This window comes from Mycetocola miduiensis (assembly GCF_900115155.1).
Taxonomy (GTDB): domain Bacteria; phylum Actinomycetota; class Actinomycetes; order Actinomycetales; family Microbacteriaceae; genus Mycetocola_A; species Mycetocola_A miduiensis.
Map to the genome: position 1 here is coordinate 22,833 of NZ_FOVM01000011.1, position 17,515 is coordinate 40,347.

The 17,515-nt window shown below is 65.5% G+C and carries 18 protein-coding genes; 11 read left to right on the plus strand and 7 right to left on the minus strand.

The genetic code is table 11. The annotated features are described in order from the left end of the window. Positions 1-49: 49 nt before the first annotated feature. Both mshD and BM197_RS15060 read right to left on the minus strand, forming a co-directional pair. On the minus strand, positions 50-931 hold the full coding sequence (gene mshD / locus BM197_RS15055; RefSeq protein WP_090712997.1) for a mycothiol synthase: 882 nt from the start codon (positions 929-931) through the stop codon (positions 50-52). Further along, entirely contained in the window at positions 903-1,592 is a 690-nt protein-coding gene (locus BM197_RS15060) for a response regulator transcription factor (RefSeq protein ID WP_090712999.1), read from the minus strand. Before BM197_RS15060 ends, mshD begins: the two co-directional genes overlap by 29 nt. Before the next feature lie 110 nt (positions 1,593-1,702). On the opposite strand from BM197_RS15060, the gene BM197_RS15065 reads away from it, so the two are divergent. From BM197_RS15065 to BM197_RS15080, 4 genes are all read left to right on the plus strand, one after another. Then, positions 1,703-1,993 (plus strand): hypothetical protein, encoded by a 291-nt coding sequence (locus BM197_RS15065; protein WP_090713001.1) that lies wholly within the window; start codon positions 1,703-1,705, stop codon positions 1,991-1,993. 137 nt (positions 1,994-2,130) lie between these two features. Then, positions 2,131-2,727 carry a nitrobindin family protein gene (locus BM197_RS15070; protein ID WP_090713003.1) on the plus strand — a complete coding sequence of 199 codons (597 nt, stop codon included), beginning with the start codon at positions 2,131-2,133 and terminating at the stop codon, positions 2,725-2,727. Then, positions 2,727-3,854, plus strand: coding sequence for a CAF17-like 4Fe-4S cluster assembly/insertion protein YgfZ (gene ygfZ, locus BM197_RS15075; protein WP_090713005.1), 1,128 nt, complete (start codon positions 2,727-2,729; stop codon positions 3,852-3,854). Before BM197_RS15070 ends, ygfZ begins: the two co-directional genes overlap by 1 nt. A gap of 36 nt (positions 3,855-3,890) precedes the next feature. After that, a complete protein-coding gene (locus BM197_RS15080; protein ID WP_090713006.1) occupies positions 3,891-4,640 on the plus strand; it encodes a phosphoglyceromutase in 750 nt (249 codons plus the stop codon). Between the two features lie 72 nt (positions 4,641-4,712). On the opposite strand, the gene phoU is transcribed toward BM197_RS15080, so the two are convergent. Beyond that, entirely contained in the window at positions 4,713-5,369 is a 657-nt protein-coding gene (phoU, locus tag BM197_RS15085; protein WP_090713007.1) for a phosphate signaling complex protein PhoU, read from the minus strand. A gap of 181 nt (positions 5,370-5,550) precedes the next feature. Here phoU and BM197_RS15090 point away from each other — a divergent pair, with 181 nt between their 5' ends. Both BM197_RS15090 and BM197_RS15095 read left to right on the plus strand, forming a co-directional pair. Beyond that, positions 5,551-6,744, plus strand: coding sequence for a sensor histidine kinase (locus BM197_RS15090; RefSeq protein WP_090713010.1), 1,194 nt, complete (start codon positions 5,551-5,553; stop codon positions 6,742-6,744). Between the two features lie 11 nt (positions 6,745-6,755). Further along, the gene (locus BM197_RS15095; protein WP_090713012.1) at positions 6,756-7,436 is read left to right on the plus strand and encodes a response regulator transcription factor; all 681 of its coding nucleotides are present in this window, start codon (positions 6,756-6,758) and stop codon (positions 7,434-7,436) included. 55 nt (positions 7,437-7,491) lie between these two features. Here BM197_RS15095 and BM197_RS15100 read toward each other — a convergent pair whose 3' ends face one another. Further along, a complete protein-coding gene (locus BM197_RS15100; protein ID WP_090713014.1) occupies positions 7,492-7,977 on the minus strand; it encodes a hypothetical protein in 486 nt (161 codons plus the stop codon). 154 nt (positions 7,978-8,131) lie between these two features. Between BM197_RS15100 and BM197_RS15105 the strand changes: the two genes are divergently transcribed. The 4 genes from BM197_RS15105 (at position 8,132) to rlmB (ending at position 12,315) form a co-directional block, all read left to right on the plus strand. Next, complete coding sequence (locus tag BM197_RS15105) at positions 8,132-8,614, plus strand: CarD family transcriptional regulator (protein ID WP_090713134.1); 483 nt, start codon at positions 8,132-8,134, stop codon at positions 8,612-8,614. 88 nt (positions 8,615-8,702) lie between these two features. Beyond that, the gene (ispD, locus tag BM197_RS15110; protein ID WP_090713016.1) at positions 8,703-9,884 is read left to right on the plus strand and encodes a 2-C-methyl-D-erythritol 4-phosphate cytidylyltransferase; all 1,182 of its coding nucleotides are present in this window, start codon (positions 8,703-8,705) and stop codon (positions 9,882-9,884) included. 3 nt (positions 9,885-9,887) lie between these two features. Continuing rightward, positions 9,888-11,306, plus strand: coding sequence for a cysteine--tRNA ligase (gene cysS / locus BM197_RS15115; RefSeq protein WP_090713018.1), 1,419 nt, complete (start codon positions 9,888-9,890; stop codon positions 11,304-11,306). Then, complete coding sequence (gene rlmB, locus BM197_RS15120) at positions 11,296-12,315, plus strand: 23S rRNA (guanosine(2251)-2'-O)-methyltransferase RlmB (RefSeq protein ID WP_090713020.1); 1,020 nt, start codon at positions 11,296-11,298, stop codon at positions 12,313-12,315. The genes cysS and rlmB overlap by 11 nt, the downstream gene beginning before the upstream one ends. A 164-nt stretch (positions 12,316-12,479) precedes the next feature. On the opposite strand, the gene BM197_RS15125 is transcribed toward rlmB, so the two are convergent. Both BM197_RS15125 and BM197_RS15130 read right to left on the minus strand, forming a co-directional pair. Next, entirely contained in the window at positions 12,480-13,769 is a 1,290-nt protein-coding gene (locus BM197_RS15125) for a DUF4032 domain-containing protein (RefSeq protein ID WP_090713022.1), read from the minus strand. A gap of 61 nt (positions 13,770-13,830) precedes the next feature. Beyond that, on the minus strand, positions 13,831-14,934 hold the full coding sequence (locus BM197_RS15130; RefSeq protein WP_090713024.1) for an ABC transporter ATP-binding protein: 1,104 nt from the start codon (positions 14,932-14,934) through the stop codon (positions 13,831-13,833). Positions 14,935-15,215: 281 nt separating this feature from the next. On the opposite strand from BM197_RS15130, the gene BM197_RS15135 reads away from it, so the two are divergent. Next, positions 15,216-16,148 (plus strand): DsbA family protein, encoded by a 933-nt coding sequence (locus BM197_RS15135; RefSeq protein WP_090713026.1) that lies wholly within the window; start codon positions 15,216-15,218, stop codon positions 16,146-16,148. Positions 16,149-16,170: 22 nt separating this feature from the next. Here BM197_RS15135 and BM197_RS15140 read toward each other — a convergent pair whose 3' ends face one another. Further along, positions 16,171-17,511 (minus strand): threonine/serine exporter family protein, encoded by a 1,341-nt coding sequence (locus tag BM197_RS15140; RefSeq protein ID WP_090713029.1) that lies wholly within the window; start codon positions 17,509-17,511, stop codon positions 16,171-16,173. Between the last annotated feature and the right edge of the window lie 4 nt (positions 17,512-17,515).

Genomic DNA, 17,515 nt, shown 5'->3' on the forward strand with positions numbered 1-17,515 from the left:
CGAGCAATGCGGGACTTCTGCTCGCGGTGCGGAGGTGGTGCCGCTCGGATCAGGCTTTTTCTCTCCTGCGGTACTGCACGTCGACCGCATAATCCGTGAAACCGAGCGAGCGGTACAGCGATACAGCCCGTTCGTTGTCTCCCTCGACGTACAGGGATGCCGTGCGCACGCCACGCTCCCTCATCCGCTCGAGTCCGGCAAGCATGAGCGCGCGTCCAAGCCCCTGTCCGGGTTCCCCAACGCCGAGAACGTAGATTTCTCCGTGGTCGGCGTCGATCTTGAGCCAGTTGTAGCCGAGCAGCCGGCCGGACTCGTTGCGGGCGAGCAGGAAGTCGCCGGCGTCGAACCAGGGTTCCGACTGCCGGGCTCGGAGATCCTCGACGGTGATCCTGCCCTGTTCTGGGTGGCTCGCGAACACCCGGGCGTTCAGCTCAACCCACTCCGCATCGTCCGTCCCCGGGCTGAACGATGTGATGCCCGCGGGAAGAGGGGGGATGTCGGCAGCCGGTGAGAGCGGCATCCGCAGCTGCAGGAGGGTCCGCACCCGGTCGAACGCGAAGCGGGCAGCAAGCAAACGGGATGCGGGGTGGTCGCCGTGGGCCCAGGCAAGCAGGGAGGGGGGAGCGCTGGCGAGGATCTCCGCGAGCATCGACGAGCCAACGCCGGTGCCGCGCCACTCCGGGTCGACGACGAACTCGAGTTCGCCGTGGCCGATGAGGGCAGCGCCGACGAGAAGCTCCACCGCGCTCGGCGACTCGGGCGGCGTGATGGCGAGGAGCAGCGACCGGGCGCCGGCCTCAGCGTCGATGAGGGCCTGGTCGTTGAACGGGGATGCCCCGTCGACGGCGACGGCGCGGCGAACGAGACGATCGAATGCGGCGCGCGGCGCGGCATCCGTGATGTTACGAACGCGCAGGATCGGCTTCGGCATTGTCGTCCTCGTAAACGTTGAAGCGGTAGCCGACGTTGCGGACCGTTCCGATCAGCTGTTCGAGCTCGCCAAGTTTCGCGCGCAGCCGCCGAACGTGGACGTCCACCGTCCGGGTGCCCCCGAAGTAGTCGTACCCCCACACCTCGCTGAGCAGTTGTTCACGGGTGAAGACGCGGGACGGGTGCGCGGCCAGGAAGCGAAGCAGTTCGAATTCCTTGTAGGTGAGGTCGAGCGGCTTGCCTTGGACTTTCGCGGAATAGCTGGCTTCGTCGATGACGACGCCTGACGTCTGGATTTTGGTGCTCGTCTGCTCGAGCGCCTGCCGCCCGATAGCGAGGCGGATCCGTGCGTCGATCTCGGCAGGCCCGGCCATCTCGACGAGGACGTCGTCAACACCCCAGTCGGCGCTGACAGCGCTGAGGCCGCCTTCGGTGAGGATGACGAGGAGCGGAACGGCGATGCCCGTTGTCCGCAGAATCTTGCACAGGGACTTGGCGCCTGCGAGGTCCGTCCTCGCGTCGACCATGATCAGGTCGCTGGAGGGCGCGTTGACGAGCTGGGCAGGCTGAGCGGGGATCTGCCGCACACGGTGACTGAGCAGGCCGAGTGACGGCAGCACGTCATTGTCGACCTGTGAGGTCAGAATCAACAGTTGCGCCACGTGTGACCTCCAGTGATTACGTGGACTCATACTAGCTTTCGCTCGGCAACCGATCTGACCGAGCGTGTCAACCGGAGGCGGAGGAGCGAGTATTCAGGCAAGATAGGAGCATGACTGACGCTCCGATGGCTCCGTCGCGCACCTGGCGCGGCATCTTCGGTGTGTGGGGTGCCGCCGCCGCGGGAGCCATCCTGGTCGCGGTGTTCGCACCGTCCGGGCTGCACTTCACCTGGCTGTCGATCACATTGGCGGCCTGCACAATGCTCGCGTTCGTCGTTCAGTTGCTCACCCACCAGAAAATCGGGTTCATCGACCGGCTATCGATCAGCGTCGTCGGAATCCTCGGGATTCTCTCCATCGCCGCGGCCCTGCTCGGCATCGGTGCACTCTTCCAGGGATAGACTGCTGCCATGGACCTCGTCGCACTTGAACTTTTCTTTGTTGGTCTTCTCGGGTTGGCCAGCCTCGCGATTGCCGGCATCTCGGTCGTCGTGCTCCTCAACCTCTTCCGCGGACAGCGCTGACGCGAGGCGCGTCGATGTTTGAGATCCCGACCGACCTGCCCGCGGAGCTCGTGCCGTTGTCCTGGCTCATAGGTGTCTGGGAAGGCACCGGGGTGATCGACTACCCGGCCGGCGAGGGCACCGTGAGTTCAGAGTTCGGCCAGCGCGTGAGCTTCAGCCACGACGGGATGCCATACCTCAACTACAACGCGTACACCTGGCTCCTCGATGAGGAACACACCGGGCTCACCGCTGAAACCGGCTACTGGCGGTTGCACCGCCCGCAGCGTGAGGGCGACCCCGGCCCTGCCCTGTTGCCCGCAGTCGGTGAACGCCCTTTCCAGACCGCCGAGGACGTCGAATCCCTCCGCAACGACGATGGCGGTTTCGACGTCGAAGTGTCACTGGTTCACCCTGGCGGTGTCAGCGAACTGTACCTGGGTCAGGTTCGCGGTCCGCGCATCGACCTCGCGACCGATGCGGTGATGCGCACGGCGGGGGCGAAGGAATACGCCGCTGCCACGCGGCTGTACGGTCTCGTTGAAAACCACCTGCTCTGGGCCTGGGACATCGCAGCGCTCGGCCAGGATCTTCGCTCCCACGCCTCAGGGCGACTCGCAAAGGTTGACTGATGACTGTTCCATCTCCGTTCCTGAACCGTCCGGGCGCGGTCGTGCTTCCTGACGCGGTCGACGCGGGTGTGCCCTCTCATTACGGCAGTCCCAATATCGAACAACGGATGCTCGCCGCGGGTGAGGCGATCGTCGACCTGTCTAATCGTGGCGTCGTCTCCGTTTCAGGCCCTGACCGGCTCAGCTGGCTCAACTCGATGACATCCGCCGAGCTCACATACCTTCCGGCCGGAGCGTCGAGGGAGACCCTGTTCCTCGACCCGAACGGGCGTGTCGACTACGCCGCCGGGATTGTCGATGACGGCGAGACCGCCTGGCTTCTCGTCGAGTCCGACGATGTCCCGCCGCTGGTCGCGTGGCTGAACCGGATGAAGTTCATGCTTCGGGTGGAGGTGGCCGACCGGTCGACCGAGTTCGCGCGCATCGGGCTGATGCCGGGTGACGCGCCCCTCGACCTCGCCGTCGCTTCCCCGAACGGTGTTCCCCTGGTCTGGAGCGACCCCTGGCGCGAGGTCGTCACCGGTGGTCATCAATATGCGCAGGGGGAGCACCCATCAGCTGGCTGGCGCTGGACCGAAGTCCTGGTACCCCGAGAAAAGCTTCCCGCCCTCGCAACGGGAATTCTGCCGGTGGCCGGGTCGCTCGCGGCCGAAGCACTTCGGGTCGCCGCGTGGCGTCCGAGGAAGGCAACCGAGGCCGACGAAAAAACCATCCCGCATGAACTCGACTGGCTGCGCAGCGCCGTCCACCTCACGAAGGGGTGCTATCGGGGCCAGGAGACGGTGGCGAAAGTTCACAACCTCGGGCACCCGCCGCGGCGGCTGGTTCTGCTGCATCTCGACGGCTCGGACTCGGTCCTGCCGAGTCGGGGCGCGACGGTGCTTACCGAGCGAAATGGCGAGCCAGCATCTGTCGGTACCGTGACGACGGCCGTGATGCACCATGAACTTGGGCCGATCGCCCTGGCCGTCATCCGCAGGAACATCGACCAGGTCGCGCACCTCACCGTCGACGAGGACGGCATCTCGATCGCTGCCGCGCAGCAGGTCATCGTGCCGGCGGATGCCGGCGCCGTCGTCGACGTGCCGCGGTTGCCGAGGCTCGGTGCTGTGCGGCGTACGCCGTAGCACGAGCAGTTAGATCCGCTCGATAGAGTGGGGGGCATGTCTTTGCCATACACACTCATCCTGCTGCGCCACGGCAACAGCGAATGGAACCAGAAGAACCTGTTCACCGGCTGGGTAGACGTCCGCCTGAGCGACCTGGGCGTCACCGAAGCCAACCGGGCCGGGGAACTGCTGAACGAGTCGGGCCTCACCCCCGACATCCAGTACACCTCCCTGCTCACGCGCGCCATCCAGACGGCGAACATCGCACTCGACGTCGCCGACCGCGCCTGGATTCCCGTGAAGCGCAGCTGGCGGCTCAACGAGCGCCACTACGGCGACCTCCAGGGCAAGGACAAAGCCCAGACGCTCGCCGAGTACGGCGCAGAGCAGTTCCAGATCTGGCGTCGTTCGTTCGATGTTCCCCCGCCCCCCATCGCCGACGACAACGAGTACTCCCAGGTCCACGACCCACGTTATGTCGGAATCGACGGCGAGATCCCCAAGACCGAATGCCTCAAGGACGTCGTCGACCGGATGCTCCCATACTGGCACTCCGACATCACTGTCGACCTCGCCGCAGGAAAAACGGTCCTCGTCACCGCACACGGCAACTCGCTCCGGGCGCTCGTGAAGCACCTCGATGGCATCTCCGACGACGAGATCGCATCACTCAACATCCCGACCGGCATCCCGCTCGTCTACAAGCTCGACGAGAACTTCGTGCCGATTGAGCCCGCCGAGTACCTCGACCCCGAAGCCGCAGCAGCCGGCGCTGCCGCAGTCGCCTCACAGGGCAAGGGCTGACCCACGCACAGCTGAACCCACAGAAAAGGGGCGCGAACCGAATGGTTCGCGCCCCTTTTGCGTTGCTTGAGGTCAGTCTTCGGTTTCCGCGATCCAGTCACCCGTCGAGAGGTACTGGACCTTCTTCGAGATGGAAACGGCGTGGTCAGCGAAACGCTCGTGGTAGCGCGACGCGAGCGTGGCGTCGACCGTCGCAACGGGCTTTCCCTTCCACGTCTCGCCGAGCACCTTGTCGAATACGCTGACGTGCAGCTCATCGACTTTGTCGTCTTCGTTCCGGATCTCTTCGGCCAGGCGGACATCCTGGGTGCGCAGCAGCTCGGTCAACTTGTGTGCGATCTCGACGTCGAGTCGCCCCATCTCGACGAACGTCGAACGCAGCCCCTTGGGGACGGCCCGCTCAGGGAAGCGGTACCGCGCGAGTTGCGCGATGTGCTCTGCCATGTCGCCCATCCGCTCGAGGGACGAGCTGATCCGCAGCGCGCTGACGACGATGCGGAGGTCGCGGGCGACCGGCTGCTGCCTGGCGAGGATGTTGATCGCCAGCTCGTCGAGTGCGAGGGTGAGCTCATCGATTCGAACGTCGTTCTCGATGACCTCGTCGGCGATAGAGACATCGGACTGGGTGAAGGCCTGGACGGCGTTGGTGATTGAGATCGCCACGAGTTCCGAAATAGCGACGAGTCGCTCCTGCACCTCGGCCAGCTCTTGCTGGAATACTTCACGCATCTGATCTCCATTCGGATGTCGGGACCTGACGCACCGCTCTCGGGCGTCCGGGGACGAGCCCGCGGCCACTCTGCCGTGCGCAGGTTAACGTTTGGTGGCGTCCACCTGAACAACGACCCCCCTGCCCCGCTGGGGGCCGTATCCGGCCGAGACGCCACCGCTATGCCTCTAACCTAGTCGTATGGACTCTCCCTGGCTGCTGGTTGCAGCCGTGCTGCTCGGACTGATCATCGGCAGCGGATTCGCGGCCGCCCTCTTCTATGCGGCCCGCAGGGGAGAACGCGTGGCAAGAGTGGTCACACCGTCTGTGCCGGACGGCGTGAGCCAGGTTCTCGACGCCCTGGAAATCGCCGGCATCGTCGTTGACCCGTCCGGCAACGTCGTCAAGGTCTCGCCGGGGGCGCTTGCCCTTGGCCTCGTCCGCGACGGCAGGATCGCCCACACCGAGATCGGCCGCCTCGCCGATGAGGTCCGGGACACCGGGGTGCCGATCAGCGCCGATATCGACATCCCGCGTGGCCGGTTCAGCGACGCGACGCTGCACCTCGGCGTCCGCGCCGCTCGCCTGGGGACTCGCTACGTCCTGGTTCTCGCCCAGGATCACACCGAGTCGCGCCGGCTCGACGAGGTGCGTCGTGACTTCATCGCCAATATCAGTCACGAACTGAAAACCCCCATCGGAGCGGTCGGTCTCCTCGCCGAAGCACTCGAACCTGCTGCAGACGACGCCGTGCAGGTGCGCAAGTTCGCTGCCCGCCTCCGCACCGAGGCGTCGCGTCTCGCTCGGCTCACCGGCGAGATCATCGACTTGTCCCGGCTGCAGGCCGCTGACGCGCTGCACCAGCCGGAGCTTGTCACGGTCGACCAGGTGGTCGCGGCTGCGCTCGACCAGAACCGGGTCGCTGCTGAGGCAACAGGCGTTTCCCTCGTCTTCGCCGGGGACAGCGGGGCGCGGGTATACGGCGACGAGGCACTGTTGGTCGTCGCTGTGCACAACCTCATCGCCAATGCCATCACCTATTCGCCGCCGCGCGGGCGGGTCGGGGTCGGCGTCTCGCGTAAGGGCGGCCTCGTGGAGATCGCCGTCACCGACCAGGGGGTCGGCATCCCCGAAGACGACCGCGACAGGGTCTTCGAACGGTTCTTCCGCGTGGATCAGGCGAGATCGAGGAACACCGGCGGCACCGGGCTCGGTCTTTCGATCGTCAAGCACACGGTGCAGAACCACGGCGGCGAGGTCAAGGTGTGGTCTCTTGTGGGCAAGGGGTCGACGTTCACCATCCGGATCCCCGAAGCATCCGAGAAACCGCTCACCGCCCCGATCCCGGTAACCGGAGCTTCCGCCGCGACGCCGGCACACGACAACGCACGATAGGACCACAGCACATGACACGCATTCTCCTCGTGGAAGACGAAGCAGCCCTCAGCGAGCCGCTCGCCTATCTGCTCGGGCGAGAGGGCTATACCATCGACGTCGTCCAGGACGGCCCGAGCGCCGTCGCCGCGTTCCAGGTCGAGGAACCGGACCTGGTTCTTCTGGACCTCATGCTGCCGGGCATCCCGGGCACGGAGGTGTGCCGTCAGATGCGGGCCGTCTCGAACGTCCCGATCATCATGCTCACCGCCAAGGATTCCGAGGTGGACATCGTCGTCGGGCTGGAGCTCGGCGCGGACGACTACGTGACCAAGCCGTACTCAAGCCGTGAACTGCTCGCCCGCATCCGTGCCGTTCTCCGGCGGCGGGGCACCGATGACGAGGTCGACGAGTCGGTCCTCGAGGCGGGCACGGTCCGCATGGATCTCGAACGTCACACGGTCGAGGTCAGCGGCAAGGAAACACCCATGCCGCTGAAGGAATTCGAACTGCTCGAGCTGCTTCTGCGCAACGCGGGGCGGGTGCTCACCCGCGGTCAGCTGATCGACCGGGTCTGGGGGAGTGACTACTTCGGTGACACCAAGACGCTTGATGTGCACATCAAGCGGATCCGTTCCCGGATCGAGGCAAACCCGTCAGAGCCACGGATGCTCGTCACCGTCCGTGGGCTCGGCTACCGTTTCGAAGCCTGACAGAGAACGACAAAGCGCGACGCCCGGCAAGGGGCGTCGCGCATTGATCGTTGGTCTACTTGGTTGCGCTCGCGGTCTCGGGGACGAGGTCGCTGTACTCCTCGAGCGCGCCATCGAGCACTGGAACGAGGATCTCGACGCCGGTCTCGTCGCCGTACTGGAAGAACACTTCGACCATCGAGCCGGCTTCGGCGTGGATGCCCTCGAGGAGGATCGGGTCGTCCTCCGCCGTGCCGAACGACACGGTGGACTGCTCAGGAATGGCGGTCGTGACGGTCGCGTCCTCGCCCTCCCCGAACTGGATGGACAGCGACTGCGCATCGCCACCGTTTGTCACGGAGGCCACGAGGTTGCCGTCGGTGCCGTTCTCGTCGACGATGATCATCGCGTTGCGGATCTTCAGGTCGCCGGTGCGGCCGCTGACACCGTCACTGGCGTCGTAGTGCTTGGTCGTGGCCTGCGGGGCGACCAGGTTGCACGCGCTGGTGCCCAATACGACGGATGCCGCCAGCACGACGGATGCGATCAAACGCGCCTTCACAGGTCCTCCAAAAACACAGGGGTGCACGCGCAGAAACGGCGCACGGAACGAGTCCGAGTTTAGCCTAGCGAGATCTCACCGCCGCCCACTGCAGTGCGAACTGTAGTGCATGCCCTCTGTGGTATTCTGGTAGATGCTGAAGGGATACACATCCATGCTTTTTGAGGTTGGCGAAACCGTCGTATACCCCCACCACGGAGCCGCAACTATTGCGGAAGTGAAAACTCGGGTCATCAAGGGAGAAGAGAAGCTTTATTTGAAGCTTCGAGTCACCCAGGGTGACCTTGTTATCGAGGTGCCCGCTGAGAACGTCGATCTGGTCGGCGTTCGTGATGTCATTGGTAAAGAAGGTCTGGAACGCGTCTTCGACGTGCTCCGTGCGCCGTTCACTGAAGAGCCCACGAACTGGTCACGCCGCTACAAGGCAAACCTTGAGAAGCTCGCCTCCGGCGATGTCATCAAGGTGAGCGAGGTCGTGCGCGACCTGTGGCGCCGCGACCAGGACCGCGGCCTCTCAGCTGGCGAGAAGCGCATGCTGGCTAAAGCGCGCCAGATCCTGATCTCGGAGCTCGCCCTCGCGGAGAAGACCGACGAGGAAAAAGCTTCGAACGTTCTCGACGAAGTGCTGGCGTCCTAGCCAGTACTCTGCTCTCGACAAGCTCGATCACCGGGTATCCCGGTGGTCGAGCTTTTGTCGTCCACGGTGACAGCTAGGCTCGGATGCTATGAATAGTCGCGCTCCGATTGTCGGCGTCGTCGTCGTCGCCGCAGGCAGCGGAACCCGCCTCGGTGCTGGCCGCCCCAAGGCATTCGTTGAACTTGCCGGGCGCACCGTCCTCGAACGATCGCTAACCTCCGTGTTCGGCATGCAACGCGAAGCGCAGATCGTCGTCGTTGCTCCGGCCGATCGGGTTTCCGAGGCTGAAGCGATCGCTACACACGCTGCCGGTGTGGCCGCATCATCGATCTCCGTCGTCGCCGGAGGGGACACCCGGCAGCAGTCGGTCGCCCTCGGGCTCGCCGCCCTCGACGCGTCGGTTCGCATCGTGCTCATCCACGACGCCGCGCGGGCGCTCACGCCGTCGGCGGTCTTCGACGCCGTCGTTGCCGGTGTCGCCCAGACAGCGTCAGGGATCGTCCCCGGCATCGCCGTACAGGACACCGTCAAACGCGTTGATGACGATGAAACCGTCGTCGAGACGGTGGACCGTTCGGAACTCCGCTCCATCCAGACTCCGCAGGGATTCCCTCGCGCCGCACTCGACGACGCCTACGCTGGGGCGACGGTGGAACACACCGACGATGCCGCCCTCTTCGCGGCGGCGGGACACACCGTCTCCGTGATCGACGGCGACCAGGCGTCGTTCAAGATCACGACCCCGTGGGACCTTCGCCGCGCGGAAGGGCTGCTCACAGCGCTTTCCGGGCCCACGGGCATCCGCACCGGGATCGGCACAGACGTGCACGCCTACGACGACGAATCGGAACTGTGGCTCGCCGGACTGCACTGGCCGGGGGAGCGCGGCCTCTCCGGGCACAGTGACGGCGACCCCGTCAGCCACGCCATCACCGACGCGTTGCTCTCGGCGGCTGGCCTCGGAGACATCGGCAGCGTGTTCGGCACGAGCGACCCACAGTTCGCCGGTGCGCACGGCGAGGTCTTCCTCGCCTCCACCCGGTCGAGGCTTGAAGCGGACGGCTTCCTCATCGGCAACGTCGCGGTTCAGCTCATCGGAAACAGCCCCCGGTTCGCGCCACGCCGGTCGGAGGCCGAAGCCCTGCTGACCGGGCTGCTCGGCGCCCCGGTCAGCATCTCAGCGACGACAACGGACGGCCTCGGGTTCACCGGCCGCGGAGAAGGCGTCTGCGCCATCGCGACGGCGACGGTTTCACGCCAGTACTCTTGACGGGTGGCAATGCAACTCTATGATTCCCGGGCACAGGCCCTCCGTGACTTCACCCCGCTCGTCCCAGGACGGGTCGGAATGTACGTCTGCGGACCGACCGTGCAGTCATCGCCGCACATCGGACACCTGCGTTCGGCGCTGGTCTACGACCAGATGCGCCGCTGGCTCAACTACAAGGGGTTCGACGTCACGCTCGTGCGCAACGTCACCGACATCGACGACAAGGTCCTCGTCAACGCCACCGAGAGCGAGGAGTGGTGGGCGCTCGCGTACCGTACCGAGCTGGAGTTCTCTGACGGTTACCGGGCCCTCGGCATCCTTCCCCCCACCTATGAGCCGCGTGCGACGGCGAGCATCCAACAGATGCACGCCATCATCGAACGTCTGATCGAGAACTCCCACGCGTATGCAGCCGAGGACGGTTCAGGCGACGTGTATTTCGACGTCCGCAGCTGGCCGGAGTATGGCGCACTGACCCGCCAGAACATCGACAGCATGGACGCCGCGACGGACGCCGATCCGCGCGGTAAGCGCGACCCCCGCGACTTCGCGCTGTGGAAAGGTCACAAGCCCGAGGAACCCGCCTCAGCGGCGTGGCCCAGTCCGTGGGGCGACGGCCGGCCGGGCTGGCACATCGAATGCTCAGCGATGGCGAGCCGCTACCTCGGGGCGGCCTTCGACATCCACGGTGGCGGCCTCGACCTGCGGTTCCCGCACCACGAGAACGAACTCGCCCAGTCGACCGCTGCCGGTGACCCGTTCGCCGGTTACTGGGTGCACAACGGCCTCGTCAACGTTCACGGCCAGAAGATGTCGAAGTCGCTCGGCAACTCGGTGTACGCCGCAGATCTGCTCGGCGCCGCCCGGCCGATCGTGGTGCGCTACTACCTCGGCCAGGCTCACTACCGGTCAACTATCGACTACCACGACGGTGCGCTCGCAGAAGCGGAGGCAGCGCTCGACCGGATCGAGAGCTTCCTCGACCGGGTCAGCCGCAGACTCACCGGCACCCGGTTCGCAGGCACAGGAACGGAGCAGATCCCGGATGCCTTCGCCGCGGCGATGGACGACGATCTGTCTGTCCCGCAGGCTCTCGCCGTATTGCATGACACAATAAGGCAAGGCAACGCGAGCATCGACGGGGAAGACCTCGCCCGGGCCGCCGCCGCGCAAGGGCAGGTGATGGCCATGACCGAAGTACTGGGCATCAACCCGTTCTCGGCCGAATGGTCCCGCGGTCAGGACAAGGCAGCTTCCGGGGTCTTGAACACCCTCGTCGATCAGCTTCTCGACGAACGCCAGAAAGCCAGGGGGGCACGCGACTTCGCGGCCGCCGACAGAATCCGCGACGTTCTCATAACGGCGGGTATCACGATTGAAGACACCTCGACAGGTGCACATTGGAGTATTGATGGCCAGTAAGGCAGGCCGCCCAGGGGCGGTTCGGAAGACGAAGAAGGGCCCGGCGAAGGGCACGGGCGGCCTCGGCCGTCGCTCACTCGAGGGCAAGGGTCCGACCCCAAAAGCGGAGGACCGCACCTACCACGCCGCAGGCAAGCGCAAGATCGCCAAGGAGCGCCTGAACCAGGCCCAGGCGAAGGCCGGAGGCGCTCGTTCGAGCACCGCTCCGGTCGCCGGCCGGAAGCCCAAGCAGAAGCAGGCCGACGACAGCGAGATCGTCACGGGCCGCAACTCCGTGCTGGAGGCGCTGCGCGCCAAGATCCCAGCGTCGGCGCTGTACATGGCCACGCGCATCGAATTCGACGACCGGGTGAAGGAAGTCCTCGCCATCGCGACCGCGCGCGGACTCCCGATCCTCGAAGTTATGCGCCCTGAACTCGACCGCCTGGCCGGGTTCGACTCCGTTCACCAGGGGCTCGCGCTCAAGGTTCCGCCGTACGAGTACGCTCACCCCAACGATTTGCTCGAGACGGTGATCTCCCGCGGCCAGAAGCCTCTCTTCGTCGCTCTCGACGGCATCACCGACCCGAGGAACCTCGGAGCGATCATTCGTTCGACGGCGGCGTTTGGCGGACACGGAGTCATCGTGCCTCAGCGTCGCTCTGTCGGGCTGACGGCATCCGCCTGGAAGACGAGCGCGGGGGCCGCGGCACGCACCCCAGTCGCCATGGCGCCGAACCTGACCCAGACGCTGAAGGCGTTCAAGGCTGCAGGCGTTTTCGTCATCGGCCTCGACGGCGGCGGAACCACCGACCTGCCTGGTCTCGACCTCGCCGACCGCCCCGTCGTCATCGTGGTCGGGAGCGAGGGTAAGGGACTGTCCCGTCTCGTCACCGAGACGTGCGACGCGATTGTCTCGATCCCGATCTCTTCGGCGACGGAATCGCTCAACGCCGGCATTGCGGCATCCGTCACCCTCTACGAAATCTCGAAGTTGCGTTCAGCAAAGGGCGCGGCGAAGAAGAAGTAGCGCCACCACGGTGCGGTGATTCGGGTACGTCGATCGGTCCCCAAGGGTCGATCGCTGCACTGATTGGTCCGAAAGGGATGTTCGCGGGCGACGCGAGGCACCCTTTCGGACCGATCGTCGAGGCCCCGATCGGTTGAGCCGCGGGGGCGTTGCGCGATCGCGCCTCAGACGCGGTCGCGCCAGTTCACCTCGTCCGCGGCCTCGACGACGTCGATTGGCACGGTGACGGAACCCGTCGGCGGCGCGATCACGGTTGCCTCGTCGCGGCGGTGGCGCAGGATGTCGTTGATGTACTTGGTCAGCGCCTCGGACAGCGGGATGTCCCTGCCTTCTTTCTGTGACAGGAACCAGCGGTGCTCGAGCAGCTGGTGGAACACCTCGGCGGGCTCCAGCTTTCCCTTGAGGTCGCGTGGGATCGACTTCACCACCGGCTCGAAGACGCGGATGAGCCACTCGTGCGCCATCATCTCCTCGTCCATGTTCGACTTGCCGAACGTGGCGCCGTACGAGTCCAGGTCGTTCAGCAGGCGGCGGGCCTGGTTCTCGCCCGTGTCGAGCCCGGTGAGACGAAGCAGGCGGCGCTGGTGGTGGCCGGCATCGACGACTTTAGGCTGGATCTTGACGCGGGACCCGGTTTCGTCGGTCTTGATGGCGAGCTCCTCGATGTCGAAACCGAGGGCATTCAGCCGGTCGACCCGCTCGTTGATCCTCCACCGTTCACTGGATGAGAAGATCTCCGATCCGGTGAGTTCGGTCCACAATGACCGGTAGGCGGCCACGATGCCGTCGGACAGTTTGATCGGATCGAGGTCGTCGTCGACCCGGCCGCCGGCCTCGAGGTCCATGAGCTCGCCGGCGATGTTGACGCGGGCGATCTCGAGGTCGTTCTCGCGCTGGCCGTTAGAAAGGCCGCCGGAGTAGAGCTTGCCGGTCTCAGCGTCGACGAGGTACGCGGCGAACGCGCCGGCATCCCGGCGAAAGAGCGTGTTGGAGAGCGACACGTCGCCCCAGAAGAACCCGGCTATGTGCAGTCGCACAAGGAGAACGGCCAGGGCGTCGACAAGGCGACCAGCGGTGTCTGGGCGCAGTTGCTGGGAGAAGAGTGCCCGGTAGGGGAGTGAGAACTTCAAGTGTCGGGTGACGAGCGCGCTCGGCAGCGGGTCGTTGGAGGCGTCTGAGCGGCCGGTGATGACCGCGACCGGTTCGACGCAGGGGATGTCCAGCCGCTGCAGTGTGCGCAGCATGTCGTACTCGCCACGCGCCATCTCCGTGGTGGTTTCCTTGACGGCGACGACGTACCCGGACAGGTTCGCGAACCGTACCAGGTGTCGTGAGATGCCCTTGGGAAGTGACGCGATGGTGTCGTTCGGCCAGTCCTCGAGGGGAAGATCCCAGGGGAGGTCGAGAAGCGCGGGATCGACGGTGGCCGCTGTGATGTTGAGTGATGCGCTCATGGTGGTTAAACAGTAGCGCCGGCTGACTGGGCAGGACCCATTCAGCCGGCGCGGGAACTGTTTACTCCGGAACGACAGCCTTGTTCCCGAGGCGGAGGCCCGACTCGACATCGAAGACGTGCACGTGGCGCGGCGTCGGGATGAGGAAGACCTTCTCGCCGGCGTGGGCGTGGATGCGGCCGTCGACTCGCGCCACGAGGTCGGTGCGCTTGCCTTCGACGTCAGCGTGACCGTAGAGGTAGCCGTCGGCGCCGAGCTCTTCGACCAGGTCGACCTGGACCTCGAGGCCGTTACCCGGCTCCGTCGACACCTGGATGTCTTCGGGGCGGACACCGACAGTGACCTGCCGTCCGGTTGCCTCACCGATGACGTCACGGTCGACAGGAACGACGCGGGCGCCGAACTGGATGCCACCGTCTGCCACATCCGCGGTCAGCAGGTTCATCGCAGGGGAGCCGATGAATCCGGCAACGAAGACGTTCTGTGGCTTCTCGTACAGGTCGCGCGGAGTTCCGACCTGCTGCAGGATGCCGTCCTTCAGCACGGCGATCCGGTCGCCCATGGTGAGGGCCTCGGTCTGGTCGTGGGTGACGTAGACCGTGGTGACACCGAGGCGGCGCTGGAGCGACGCGATCTGCGTACGGGTCTGGACACGGAGCTTGGCGTCAAGGTTCGACAGCGGTTCGTCCATGAGGAAGACCTGCGGCTGGCGGACGATGGCGCGGCCCATGGCGACACGCTGGCGCTGTCCACCCGAGAGTGCCTTCGGCTTGCGGGTGAGGTACTCCTCCAGGTCGAGGAGCTTGGCCGCTTCGAGAACACGCGCCGCGCGCTCGTCTTTGTTGACGCCGGCGATCTTCAGGGCGAAGCCCATGTTCTCAGCGACCGTCATGTGCGGGTACAGCGCGTAGTTCTGGAACACCATGGCGATGTCGCGGTCCTTCGGCGGCACGTCGGTGACGTCGCGGTCACCGATGAGGATGCGGCCGTCGTTGACCTCTTCAAGGCCGGCGAGCATGCGCAGGGAGGTGGACTTACCACAACCGGACGGGCCGACCAGCACGAGGAATTCGCCGTCGGCGACCTCGAGGTTCAGCTTGTCAACGGCGGCGCGCGTACCTCCCGGGTACAGCCGAGTCGCGTTATCGAACGTTACGGATGACATGTTTTTCTCCTTCACCGGCAGGTACGTGCCGGACGATCCGAGTGAATGGAATCATGCGTTGCGTGCTGCATTGCATGCGCGCGACCGGGCTGACGTCCGGTTGCGAGATCTTAGTATGGCAGAAAGCACCCCGGAACGCGCGGGTTCGCGGTGATTCACCCGCCTGCCGCTTCCAGCATCCGTTTGGGAATTTCCCAGTGTGCGCAACTACGATCGGTGGATGTTGAATTCTGCAGCGAAGCTGAAGCCGACTGCCTACTGACCGACCGAAGCGAGGATTCATGGACAACGACGCACCGGAAGTTCTTCCGACGAAGAACCAGCGTCGTCAGGCGACCCGTGAGAAGGCGAAAGAACTCCGGGATGCGCAACGCAAGCAGGAGAAGCGCAAACGTGCCTTCTTGCAGGGTGGCATCCTGGTCGTCGTCATTGCCATCGTCGCCGGGGTGGCTTTCATCCTCACCAGCGCGATCCGTCCCCCAGCGCCAGGACCGATGAATATGGCCAGCGACGGCATCGTCATCGGAACAGATCTCCAGGCCGTCGAGACCCCGGCTCTCGCCGCCGGAGCAGCGCCCGTTTCGACCTCCGTCGATGCGAACGTGCCGAACATCCGGATCTACGTCCACTACCTGTGCCCGGTCTGTGGTCAGTTCGAAAAGGCCAACGCCGAACAGCTCGCCACCTGGGCTGAGAACGGCACCGCCACGGTCGAATACCACCCGATCGCTATCCTCACCGGGCGTTCTGCCGGATCGCAGTACTCGCTGCGTGCCGCCAACGCGGCTGCCTGCGTTGCCAACTACGCGCCGGACAGCTTCTTCGCCTTCAACACCCTGATGTTCGACAAGCAGCCGGAAGAGGGAACCGAGGGCCACTCCAACGACGACCTCAAGAAGATCGTCGCGGATGCGATCAAGACCGACGCAGGAACGGCCACGGCCGGCCCCGTCCAGACCAACATCGCAAAGTGCATTGACGACGCAAGCTACAAGGCGTGGGTGCAGTCGGCCACTGACCGGGCGACCACCGAGCCCGTGCCCCATTCCTCGCTCGACAAGGTCAAGGCGACTCCTACCGTTCTGGTCAACGACAAGCAGTACACGGGTTCGATCACCGATGAGAAGGAATTCCAGGCCTTCGTGCTCTCGGTCGCGAGCGAGACGTACGCCAAGTCCAGCCCGAGTCCATCCCCTTCGGCGCCAGCCCAGTAGCGGGCCGGCGTAGCAGGACCGGTTAGATCTTCTCGTCCCGTTTGCGGCCCAGCCGCACCTGGACACCCATCAGGGGGCCGACGAACCGGCGCTGGATCCGTCGCGCGGGCCCGAGCGCGTTCTGCACCAGGTACTGGCCGAGCAGCGCGCCAGCGGCGAGGGCGACGGCGACGGATGCTGCCTCGAGCATGCTGAGCAGCCCATCGATCGAGCCTGCGCTCAGTTCGAGCAGGCCGCGGAACAGGATCAGGCCGGGCACGAGCGGCACGAGAGCTGAGACGACGAGGGGCAGCGGCGGCGTGCGGACGATGCGGGACGCCACCGCGGAGAGCACACCGACGATGACGGCTGCGGATGCGGCCGACCAGCCAACGCCGAACTGTGCGGCGATCCCGCCGGTGTACACCAAGTACGCCGCGATACCGAGCACGCTGACCGCCCAGATGGCCCGAGGCGGAACTTCCACGGCGAGAGCGAAGCCGATGATGGTGACAACGGCTGCGACAAGCAGAAGGGGCAGATCCGAGAACGTCGGCGCCATGTACGGTGCGATGTCGAGCACGAGGCCGAACCGGGCCAGCAGCATCGTGGTGCCGGCCACGCCGGCGACGAGGCCGCCGGTGATCAGGAGCGCTTCGAGAACGCGCGCTGTCCCTGTGACGTAGAAACCCGTGAGCACGTCCTGGACGGCGCCGAATGACGTCACACCAGCCAGCAGCATGATGATCGTTGCGACGACCACCAATGAGGAGTTCGCGGTCGGGTCGATGTAGTGAACCACCGCGGCGACGAGAGGCCCGACGGCGCCGCCCGCAAGGTTCTGGTAGAAGACCGACATGCGGGTCTTCGCGAGCTTGCTGGTGAGCAGGTCGACGAAGAACGTGGCGGCGAACGCGGCCACGACGACGAGCGGCCCGCCCCCGAGCAGGAACGCAGCGCCCGCTCCGACGAGGCTCCACCCGACCCGTCGCACGGGCCAGGGGTAGATCGGCCTGGCGGTGATGATGCTGTTCACCCGGAGCCGGGCTTCGACGAGGGGGAGTGGGTCGTGCAGGAGTTCGCCGATGAGAGTCGAGGTGTTCGTGAGCCTCGTGTAATCGAGCGTCCGGTACTTCACATTTCTCGAGCGCGTGATCGTGTCGTTGGACGCGGGGTCGTCCCAGGTCAGCGTGATTACGGTGTGCGTGACATCCGCTTCGCACCCCTTCAAACCGTATGCCCGCGTCACCGCGAGCATCGTCGCGGTCGCATCCTCTGCACTCGCGCCGGAGGCGAAGATGACCTCACCGCAGCGGATCGCGAGATCGAGGACACCGCGCCCGGTGCGTTCGGTGACGGACGGTGCGGTGGACTGCTCGGGCATACGT

Excerpts from the sequence above, each read along its gene's own strand:
- BM197_RS15135 (WP_090713026.1), top strand. The coding sequence starts at position 15,216 with ATGGACAACGACGCACCGGAAGTTCTTCCGACGAAGAACCAGCGTCGT.
- BM197_RS15095 (WP_090713012.1), top strand. The coding sequence starts at position 6,756 with ATGACACGCATTCTCCTCGTGGAAGACGAAGCAGCCCTCAGCGAGCCG.
- BM197_RS15130 (WP_090713024.1), bottom strand. The coding sequence starts at position 14,934 with ATGTCATCCGTAACGTTCGATAACGCGACTCGGCTGTACCCGGGAGGT.
- ispD (WP_090713016.1), top strand. The coding sequence starts at position 8,703 with ATGAATAGTCGCGCTCCGATTGTCGGCGTCGTCGTCGTCGCCGCAGGC.
- ygfZ (WP_090713005.1), top strand. The coding sequence starts at position 2,727 with ATGACTGTTCCATCTCCGTTCCTGAACCGTCCGGGCGCGGTCGTGCTT.
- BM197_RS15090 (WP_090713010.1), top strand. The coding sequence starts at position 5,551 with ATGGACTCTCCCTGGCTGCTGGTTGCAGCCGTGCTGCTCGGACTGATC.
- BM197_RS15065 (WP_090713001.1), top strand. The coding sequence starts at position 1,703 with ATGACTGACGCTCCGATGGCTCCGTCGCGCACCTGGCGCGGCATCTTC.
- phoU (WP_090713007.1), bottom strand. The coding sequence starts at position 5,369 with ATGCGTGAAGTATTCCAGCAAGAGCTGGCCGAGGTGCAGGAGCGACTC.
- mshD (WP_090712997.1), bottom strand. The coding sequence starts at position 931 with ATGCCGAAGCCGATCCTGCGCGTTCGTAACATCACGGATGCCGCGCCG.
- BM197_RS15080 (WP_090713006.1), top strand. The coding sequence starts at position 3,891 with ATGTCTTTGCCATACACACTCATCCTGCTGCGCCACGGCAACAGCGAA.
- BM197_RS15125 (WP_090713022.1), bottom strand. The coding sequence starts at position 13,769 with ATGAGCGCATCACTCAACATCACAGCGGCCACCGTCGATCCCGCGCTT.
- BM197_RS15070 (WP_090713003.1), top strand. The coding sequence starts at position 2,131 with ATGTTTGAGATCCCGACCGACCTGCCCGCGGAGCTCGTGCCGTTGTCC.
- BM197_RS15105 (WP_090713134.1), top strand. The coding sequence starts at position 8,132 with ATGCTTTTTGAGGTTGGCGAAACCGTCGTATACCCCCACCACGGAGCC.
- rlmB (WP_090713020.1), top strand. The coding sequence starts at position 11,296 with ATGGCCAGTAAGGCAGGCCGCCCAGGGGCGGTTCGGAAGACGAAGAAG.
- BM197_RS15140 (WP_090713029.1), bottom strand. The coding sequence starts at position 17,511 with ATGCCCGAGCAGTCCACCGCACCGTCCGTCACCGAACGCACCGGGCGC.